Source organism: Dehalococcoidia bacterium (assembly GCA_041649635.1).
Lineage (GTDB): Bacteria > Chloroflexota > Dehalococcoidia > E44-bin15 > E44-bin15 > JAYEHL01.
In genome coordinates this window covers 51205-61200 of the sequence record JBAZMV010000008.1, presented here as the reverse complement: position 1 = coordinate 61200, position 9996 = coordinate 51205, and the positions used below count along the sequence as shown (strand labels likewise).

General features: G+C 51.8%; 6 protein-coding genes. All 6 read left to right on the top strand.

Annotated elements, in window-relative coordinates:
* The coding region (locus tag WC562_09770; protein ID MFA5056435.1) for a cell surface protein at nucleotides 1-382 on the top strand (382 nt) is incomplete at its 5' end.
* Between the two features lie 15 nt (nucleotides 383-397).
* On the top strand, nucleotides 398-1489 hold the full coding sequence (locus WC562_09765) for a hypothetical protein (protein MFA5056434.1): 1092 nt from the start codon (nucleotides 398-400) through the stop codon (nucleotides 1487-1489).
* Between the two features lie 310 nt (nucleotides 1490-1799).
* Nucleotides 1800-2246 (top strand): MOSC domain-containing protein, encoded by a 447-nt coding sequence (locus tag WC562_09760; GenBank protein MFA5056433.1) that lies wholly within the window; start codon nucleotides 1800-1802, stop codon nucleotides 2244-2246.
* 181 nt (nucleotides 2247-2427) lie between these two features.
* Entirely contained in the window at nucleotides 2428-3447 is a 1020-nt protein-coding gene (locus WC562_09755) for a hypothetical protein (protein ID MFA5056432.1), read from the top strand.
* Nucleotides 3444-4793, top strand: coding sequence for a competence/damage-inducible protein A (locus WC562_09750; GenBank protein ID MFA5056431.1), 1350 nt, complete (start codon nucleotides 3444-3446; stop codon nucleotides 4791-4793). The genes WC562_09755 and WC562_09750 overlap by 4 nt, the downstream gene beginning before the upstream one ends.
* A gap of 160 nt (nucleotides 4794-4953) precedes the next feature.
* Nucleotides 4954-9963 carry a PAS domain S-box protein gene (locus tag WC562_09745; GenBank protein MFA5056430.1) on the top strand — a complete coding sequence of 1670 codons (5010 nt, stop codon included), beginning with the start codon at nucleotides 4954-4956 and terminating at the stop codon, nucleotides 9961-9963.
* The last annotated feature ends 33 nt before the right edge of the window (nucleotides 9964-9996 follow it).

Here is a 9996-nt window from a genome sequence, read left to right as displayed (position 1 = left end):
CTATGAGGACGACCAACTGAACCCGGCGATCGATGGCGACATCATCGTATGGACGGACTGCCGTAAAGAAATCTATGAGGACAACGATATCTACGGATATAATCTATCTTCCGGTATTGAGTTCCCCGTCTGCGCCGATTCTTACTGCCAATCGAGCCCCGCAATTTCCGGCAACATCGTAGTATGGAAGGAGAATTGCAACAACTACTGGTATGCAACCGATATCTACGGCTGCAACCTATCCGATGGTATCAAGTTTCCCATTTGCCTCAACCCATCCGGACAGGAATTACCAGCCGTGTCTAATAACATCGTTGTCTGGACAGACAGCCGCAACGGCAACGACGATATCTACGGAGCGCGGCTGACGTTTGAGGAGTAGCAAAAGGAGGCGCTGATGAAAAGGAGAACAGTTTATTCTCTAAGCATTCTCTTCCTTCTTTCGACCGTTCTGACGACCATCGGATGCGGAAACAAAGCAATCGCCACACCCTATGTAGCTGAGGAATTCGTTGTCTGCAACGCCGGCGGTAACCAGATATTCCCGAGCATATCGGGCAACATTGTCGTCTGGACAGACTACCGTAATGAAGACGAAGATTTGTTTGATAATGGCGATATATACGGATACAACCTTAACAATGGCGTTGAACTCCCTATCTGTACAGAAGATAGCTATCAAGGCAGCCTTGATATTGATGGGGATATCGTCGTTTGGACTGACGGCCGCAATGATTACTCGGATACATCCAACTCTGATATCTATGGATACAACCTATCAACAGAGAGTGAGTTCATTATATGTAACGAGCCCGATAGTCAAGGGGCACCCTCAATCTCAGGCGATACGGTGGTATGGATGGAATATCGAGCAGACACTGATTATGTAACTTATATATACGGATGCCATTTAAGCGCCGGCGAGGTTTTCCCTGTCAGCACATATCAATCGATGAAGATGTTCCCCTCAGTTTACGGCGATTTAGTTACCTGGCTGGACTTCCGCAAGGTGGATTTTAGTACACTGCATCAGCAACCTCAACCCGTTTTAAACACGGAAATATACGGCTGCAATCTATCCTCGCTTCTGGAATTCGCGATCACGGATGACGAAATCATGCAGGATCTGCCGAGCGCAGACATATACGGCGATACCATGGTTTGGAGCGAATGCAATGAAGGGCTTTGTGTCATTTACAGCTACAATCTTACCACTCAAACCAAAACCGCATTAACGACCAGTCATGACGCCATGGGAACGCCTGTTATCTATGGTAATGTAGTCGTCTGGTCGGATTATCGCAACGACAACGGCGATATTTACGGATACAATCTGGAAACAGGCGAGGAGTTCGCGATATGTACCGACCCCGGACAGCAACAGAACCCGGCCATCTATGAGAACATCGTCGTATGGGAAGACGACAGGAATGAACTGCCGAATACATACGACATATACGGCGCGCGGCTGACGTTTGATAATCCGTAGCCAACCTGATAAATTGAATAGTGCTTCTAGGAAAAGAGGGGCAGGAGATTTTTCTCCTGCAGGGAGCCTTTGGTGGCCGTAGGGGCTTGATTAATCAAGCCCTTACCCGGTGACCAATATATGGATACAGGGGGTTGAATGCCGACGAGATTGCCGCGTCGCCTTCGCCTCCTCGCAATGACAGGCTCTTAAAAGAGGTGCAGGAGATATTCTCCTGCCGGGGTTGTACAGGGGTGTCCCCTGTTTCTTTTAAAATCCCCCCAAGAATGGGGGATAACAGGGGGTTGATAATTCTGAACAAGAGGAATATATGTCCAAGATAGTAGCTGTCTGCAAGAGCGAGAAAAAGGGAACGCGCAAGAAGGTCGTCGCCAAATGCGAGATCGCCGACGGCGGTCTCATAGGCGACGCGCACGCCGACTGCTGCACGCACCGCCAGGTTAGCCTGCTGGCCATCGAGAGCATAGATAAGATGCGGGCTATGGGATTGAAAGTCGGCCCGGGCAGCTTCGCCGAGAACCTCACGACGGAGGGCATCGAACTTGTATCCCTGCCGATCGGTTCGAAACTATCGATCGGTAAAGAAGTCGTCCTTGAAATAACACAGATCGGCAAGGAATGCCACACCAAGTGCGCCATCTACCGCCAGGCCGGCACATGCGTCATGCCCACCGAGGGCATCTTCGGCAAAGTGATCCGCGGCGGGATAGTAAAGCCGGGAGATACTATAAGCAGGGATATCGATAAAAAGCGATAATCTAAAGAGGTGCAGGAGAGATTCCTCCTGCCGGGGTCTTAGGGGTGTCCCCTATCTTTTTTTTAAACTCCCCCAAGACTGGGGGATACCGGGGGTTGACCAGCCTCAATCGCACCCCCGGACGTTTAACTAACCCGGCAAAACTGTTATAATCATCCAACCACCGTACAGGAGGCGAGCCATGAACAATCGCTGGGTCAAATTCTTTTCGCTGTTTCTCCTGATATCCACAGTTATCTCCGCCATAGGCTGCAGCACTACTACGGAAACAGTTGTCGAAAAGCAGTACATTACTGATGAATTCCCCATCAACCCCGTGCACCGTTACAGCCCCGGCGTCTCGGGCGACATCGTCGTGTGGGCCGACGAGAGCGAGGGCAACAGGGATATCTACGGACACGACCTGGCAACCGACGACGAGTTCCCCATCTGCACAAACTCTTACGACCAGGATTCTCCAGTCATCTCGGGCGACACGATCGTCTGGCGCGATGAGCGCGGCGGCAATAGCGATATCTACGGCTACGACCTTGCGACGCAGACCGAATTCGTTGTCTGCACCACGAGCGCGAACCAGATCAATCCCGCCACCGACGGCCAGACCGTGGTCTGGGAGGACGACCGCTATTACGACAAGTGGGACATGGATATCATGGGATTCGACATCGAGGCCGGAGAGGAGTTCATCGTTTGCGATAACGCGCACCGGCAGGTTTCGCCCGGCGTATCCGGCAATATAGTCATCTGGATCGACTATCGCAACGGCAACCCGGACATCTTCGCCCGCGACCTGACGATCACCACCCCTAACGACGCGATATTCCCCTACGTTACCAACCTCTCCGATCAGCAAAACCCGTATATAGGCGGAAACATCATCGTGTGGGAGGACGACCGCAACGGCAACATCGACATCTATGCGTACGACATCACCTCTAAAATCGAGACTCTTATCTGCGCCGACGCCTTCGAGCAGCGCAATCCCGCCGTCTCCGGCAGCTTCGTAGTGTGGCAGGATAAGCGCAACGGCAACTGGGACATCTACGGTTACAACATGGACACCGGCGTCGAGTTCCCCATATGCACCGCGCCCGCCGATCAGACCCTGCCGAACATATCGGGCGATATGGTCGTGTGGGAGGACAAGCGCAACGGCAATGACGATATTTACGGAACGAGGATATCGCTCAAGGAGCCATGAAAGCCGAGATAATCTCAATCGGCACCGAGCTGCTCCTGGGCGAGATAACGGACACCAACGCCTCCTACCTGGCCTCGCAGCTTCCCCTGCTGGGAATCGACCTGCTCTGGGTCACACAGGTCGGCGACAACCTGGGACGTTTGAAAGAATGCATCGCACGCGCCTGGGACAGATCCGACATCGTGATTACGACGGGCGGCTTGGGACCCACCGAGGACGACCTGACGCGCGAGGCCATAGCGGCCTTGTTCGACGAAGTACCCGCAGTCGACCCCGAGCTTGAGCAGCGCCTGCGCGAGTTCTTCACCCGCCGCAATTTCGTTATGCCGGAGAACAATCTTAAACAAGCGATGCTGATCCCCTCGGCGCGCGCCATCCCCAACCCCCGGGGCAGCGCCCCCGGCTGGTGGGTGGAGAAGGCTAATCGTGATAAAGAGGTGTCCTTCCCAGAAGGGAAGGACCGGGAGTTTGAGGGTGTCCCTCATTTTAAAAATAACCCCCCCAAGACTGGGGGATCAAGGGGGTTGAACTCAGACGCCAGGACAATCCCCCATCTTTTAATTACCATGCCCGGCCCTCCCGCCGAGATGCAGCGCATGTGGGAGAACGAGGTCTTTCCTAAGCTGCGCGACCTCGTCCAGACCGATGTCATCATCTCCAGAACTATAAAGACGCTAACCGACACGGAATCGAGAGTCTCCGAGAAACTCGCCCCGATTCTCTCATCGGTGAACCCCTCCATCGGCATCTACGCCAAACCCGACGGCATACACCTGCGCATCACCGCCAAGGCCGCCTCGGAGGATGAAGCGCGTGTCATGATATCGAAACACGAGGATAAAGTGCGCCCGCTCATAGGCGACATCATCTGGGGATACGATAACGAAACGCTGGAGGGGATCGTCGGCGGGCTGCTGCGCGAGAAAGGGCTGACGCTGGCGACGATGGAGTCATGCACCGGGGGTTTGCTGGCGAATATCATCACCGACATTCCAGGCAGTTCGGAATATTTCAAGGGCGGCTTCGTCACCTACACCAACGAAGCCAAGATAGCTAACGGGGTCGACCCCGACCTTATCGAGCGCCACGGAGCGGTGAGCCGGGAGGTCGCCGCCGGCATGGCGCAAGCTGCAAGAGAACGACTCAAGGCTGACATAGGTATTGGCATAACCGGCGTAGCCGGCCCGTCGGAGATGGAGGGCAAAGCCGCGGGCACAGTGTTTATCGCTATCGACAACGGTAAAGAAACCAGGTCGATCGACGGCCGCTACCCGCCCCTGCGGCACCAGGTCAAACGCCGCGCCGTCTACCACGCGCTGTTCGAACTGCGGCGAATGCTGGTTTAACGTCGCATAGTACTAAATATCCGCTATGCTGTAGCAACGTTTTATTGTACAATACTACCCACCGAGACCTCTTGATTCAACAACCTCGCCATTTGGTAGTAATCGGCTCGGGCATAATTGAATCGAAACAGGCATATTTTCACGATCATCGAGGTGCACTATGGGTGATAATAACAAATCCAGAGAACAACTTGCGGAGGAGCTGTCTCAAGCACGCAGGCGCATCGCAGAGCTTGAGACGTCGCGGGGCGACGAGTTCAGGACGCTTCCAGTAGGTTACGACACATTCAAGGTATTCTTCGACTCGGCGACTGATTCTTTCAGCATTTGGGATTCCAATATGAAAATGGTTTACATCAACGATATCACGCTGGAGAAGTATTATCCTGCCGGGACGACAAGGGCCGATATCATCGGCAAGCATTTCACGGAGCTTATACCGGGAAGCGTCGAATCAGGACGGTATGAGAGATACCTTAATGTGCTTAAGACCGGCGAACCTGTCTATATCGATGAATTTCAACCCCATACCAGGTTCGGTGATATGTACCTCTCGATAAAGGTATTCAAGATAGAAAACGGCCTGGGAGTAATCACTACCGACATCACCGAGCGCAAGCGCATGGAGCAGGAGCTCCGTGCCAGCCAGCAGCGGCTCACTGCGCTTATAGACAACGCGCCGGATATAATATTCTCTTATGACAGCGTTGGAAGATTTATCTCGGTGAATAGACGAGCGGAGGAATTGCTGGGATATACGGGAAAAGAACTCTCGGGAAAGACATTCAGGGAGTCAAATATATTCACTCCGGAGTCGCTCGATAAGGCGGAAAGAAGGATTAAGTCCTTCGAACAGGGACAGATAACAACCCCTACGCCATATGAAATCGTAGCCAAGAACGGCACCCGCATCTTTGTTGAAGCAAGAGCGCTACCCATACTGCAACATAACGAGACGGAGATTATCGCCATCGCTCGCGACATAACGGAACGCAGGAAAACGGAGGACGCTCTGCGCCAGAGCGAGGAGAAGCTGCGCGCCGTCTTCGAATCTATCGGCGATTCCATCACTGTTGTAGATTTAAACGGCAATATAATCGATTTGAATGATGCTGCATTGAAACTCTTCGGCTGTAAAAGCAAAGAGGAAGTATTGGGAATGAGCGGACTGACGTTCATTGTAGAAGAAAACCGGCCTCCGGTCATTGAAGCTATACCTGTAAGGTGCGTGCAATATAGATTTAAGCGAATGGACGGCAGCACTTTCTGGGGAGAAACCAGCTCCGACATACTGCGCGATAAATCGGGAGACATCACAGGATTTATAGGAATTGTCAGAGACATCAGCGATCGCAAGAAGACGGAGGAGTCGCTCAGGCACAGCGAGGAGAAGTTCCGCGTCATATTTAAAAGCATCGCCGACGGCATAAGCGTGATCGACTTGACTACAGGAAAAGTTATCGACACAAACGAGGCTGCTCTGCGTATGTTCAATTTCGACAGGGAAGACGTTATCGGCATGAACGCCTACGAGCTTATCGCGGAGAAAGACCGGCAGCGGGCCATGGAAGACCTGGTGAACACCCTGCAAACAGGCGACAGCGGGCTGGCGGAATGGTGCCTCCTCGGCAAGGGCGGCACTGAGCACGATTGCGAGGCGCGTGCGTCGGTTATCAGGGACGAGTCATGGAATCCGCTATACCTTGTTAATGTTATGCGCGATATAACCGAGCGAAAAAAGATGGGGGAAAAGCTGCGGCAGAGTGAAGAGACACTGCGACGCGTCTTTGACTCTATTGATGACGGGGTGTCAGTCACGGATCTTGAGGGCAACGTCCTCGATGTTAACGAGAAAGCACTGGAGCTATCCGGATACAATCGCGACGAATTCATAGGAAAATTTGGGCTGGAACTGCTGGCTGAGAGAGACCGCGCCAGGGCCGTGCAAGACATGCTTAACACATTCAATACAGGCCGCAGCGGTCTGAGAGAGTACTCTTCGCTGACCAAGGACGGCAGAGAGTTCCCTGCTGAAGCACGAGCAACCGTGTTGTACGATTCTGCGGGCAGACCGGTAGGCCTTGTTAGTGTCCTGCGGGATATCACAGAACGCAAACAAATGGAACAGAAGTTGCGGCAAAGCGAGGAGAAGATACGGCAGATATTTAATTCCGTAGGAGTCGGCATCACTGTCACCGATATGGAAGGCAAAGTCGTAGAGGTCAATGACTTTGGGCTCCGGCTTTGTGGATACAGTAAGGAGGAAATGATAGGACGCAACGGGATCGGTATCATCGCGGAAAAGGACCGCCCCCGGATAATCGCAGCGATGATAGAAGCTTTCCAGGCGGGAAAGAGCGTTATTCAGGAGTTTACAGCTTTAAAAAATGACGGGGCGGAATACGAAGTAGAAGCCATCGCCACTGTATTGAGCGACGGCCCTGGAAAGCCCACCGGCCTAATTATAAGCATCACGGACATCAGTGAGCGCAAACGTATCGAGGGGGAGTTAAATGACTACAAGGCTAACCTGGAAAAGATGGTGGAGGAACGTACTTCCGAGCTAGCCGTCACTTATGAAAAGCTGCGCGAGAGCGAAGAAAGGCTTAGAGTATTTTTTGAAAACGTGCCCGATATTATTTTTGCGCACAATATGAAGGGGTGCTTTACAGACATCAATAAAAAAGCCCTGGAGATAAGCGGATACTCGCGCGACGAGATTATTGGAAATAACATACTGGAAACCGGCATCCTGCCGCCGGATCAGATAGAAGACGTGATGGCGGGATTGAAAGGCATCGAAGAGGGGAGGAGCGGATATCCCTATGAAGTCCAGCTTATGAGAAAGGGCGGCGGCAGGTTCACCGTGGAGGCAGTGAGCTTCCCGATTAGAAAAAAGGGCGAACTGGAAGTCATGGGCATCGCCCGGGATATCACCGAGCGCAAGTTGATGGAAGAGGCGCTCAGAAATTCCGAGGAGAAGCTCCGCACGATGTTCGCATCCATGGCAGACGGCGTCGTAGTAACCGACCTCGAAGGGAAAGTGAAAGACGCCAACAAAGCCGTGCTGCGTCTATTCGGATTTGATAATAAAGAAGACGTTCTGGGAATGAACGGCTTCGATTTCATGGCCGAGGAAGACTATGACCTTGCCATGAATGATATGATCCAACTCTTCAGCGAAGGACTTGTTACCGGCAGATCATGGACATTTAAGCACCACCCAGACGGAGAGTTCCAGGCGGAACTCAGCACCGCTCTATTGAAGGACTCCAAGGGAAATCCTACCGATATCCTTGTTGTCATGCGTGATATAACCGAACGCAAACGGATGGAAGAAGCATTAAGAGAATCCGAAGAGAAGCTGCGCGCCACATTCGAATCTATAGCCGACGGCATAGCCGTTATAGACCTCAACGGTAAATTGATCGACGTGAATACGGCAGACGCCAGGTTATTCGGCTATGAAAGCAAAGACCAGTTAACTAATCGCGACGCATTGAACTTCATTGCGGAGGCCGAACGGGACAGGGTTATCAACGATATCGCTAAGGTACTGGCCACCGGGGTCGGGATGTCCGGAGAATACAGGCTGGTTGACAGAAACGGCAGGGAGTTCGACGCTGAAGTAAGGGGTTCCGTGCTTCGCAACAGCCCGGGGGAAACAATCGCTATAGTCAATACAATACGTGACATCACCGAGCGCAAGCGCATGGAGGAAGCGCTGCGAGAATCTGAGGAAAAGCTCCGTGCCATATACAATTCCATTGGAGACGGCATCACAGTTACCGACCTTAAAGGAAATATTCTGGACATGAATGAGGCCGGGCTTCGGTTCTCGGGATTCAGCAAGAAAGAAGAAGCGATCGGGCGCAACGGGCTGCTGTTTATTTCTGAAACGGATCGCGACCGCGCCAGAAACGATATGTTCAATGTATTGCAGAAAGGCATCGGCATCACTACCGAATACAGGCTTGTCGATAAAGAAGGAAAAGAGTTCGATGCCGAGGTGTCAGGCGCCATGATATGTGACGCCGAAGGCAAGCCTTCAGCGATAGTAAACGTAATAAGGGATATAACCGAGCGCAAACGCATTGAACAGGCACTCATGGAATCGGAGGCTAAATACCGAACTCTGGTGGAACAATCGGAGCAGGGCATATGCATCCTTCAAAATGGTCGCATAGTATTCGCCAACAACGGTCTGGCAAAGATAAACGGCTACAGCCTAAAAGAGCTATATAACATGTCTCCTGAAGAATTGCTGGATACAATTCATCCCGAAGATAGAGAGGCGTACGTAGAGCGCGTCAAAAGAAGGCTGCAGGGCGAAAAGATGATGCCCAGACATGAATATAGAATGATTAGAAAAGATGGAACGAAGCGTCAGCTTGAAACATACGCCAAACGTATTACATATAAAGGGCAACCGGCAATACAGTCTACCATAGAGGACATCACCGAGCGAAAACAGTGGGCGGAAAAGCTCGAGAAGAGCAAAGAGGAACTGAAGTTCTATGTTACACAAATAACAAGGGCGCAGGAAGAGGAACGGAAGCGCATAGCCCGCGAGTTGCACGATGACACTATACAGGAACTGATTACGCTCTCGCGTGATATGGACGATTTGACCGAATTAAAAATAAAGCCGGAAGAAGATTTTAGGGACAGCAGAAGGAAAATAGAGGCGGCGAGACAAAAAGTTGATACGATTCTTAAAAGCGTCCGTCAATTCACGCGCGACCTGCGTCCATCGGTACTGGACGATCTGGGCCTGGTGCCCGCGCTGGAGTGGCTCACGGCCGACATGTCCAACCGATTCGGAATCCCGATAAATACATCTATCATCGGCTCTGAGCGCAGCCTTGACCCCGATACAACACTGTCCATGTTCCGCATAGTCCAGGAATCACTGACAAACGCCGGACGCCACGCACAGGCATCGCAGATACAGGTAAATCTTAAATTCACAAGAAAAACAGCCACGTTGAGCATAATCGATGACGGCAAAGGATTTACCCCACCCAAGCAAATCTCCAGATTAACCAAACTCGGCAAGTTAGGGATTGCAGGAATGTATGAACGCGCACAACTCATCGGAGCGACTCTATCAATTAAATCGAACCGGAATAAAGGAACTACAATCAGCCTTGAATTACCGATAAAATAGACCTGTTGAAATATGACCCATAATGGCATATAA

What these genes read in the sequence shown, in the direction of transcription:
- WC562_09765 (MFA5056434.1), top strand. Translation starts at nt 398, where the DNA reads ATGAAAAGGAGAACAGTTTATTCTCTAAGCATTCTCTTCCTTCTTTCG.
- WC562_09760 (MFA5056433.1), top strand. Translation starts at nt 1,800, where the DNA reads ATGTCCAAGATAGTAGCTGTCTGCAAGAGCGAGAAAAAGGGAACGCGC.
- WC562_09755 (MFA5056432.1), top strand. Translation starts at nt 2,428, where the DNA reads ATGAACAATCGCTGGGTCAAATTCTTTTCGCTGTTTCTCCTGATATCC.
- WC562_09750 (MFA5056431.1), top strand. Translation starts at nt 3,444, where the DNA reads ATGAAAGCCGAGATAATCTCAATCGGCACCGAGCTGCTCCTGGGCGAG.
- WC562_09745 (MFA5056430.1), top strand. Translation starts at nt 4,954, where the DNA reads ATGGGTGATAATAACAAATCCAGAGAACAACTTGCGGAGGAGCTGTCT.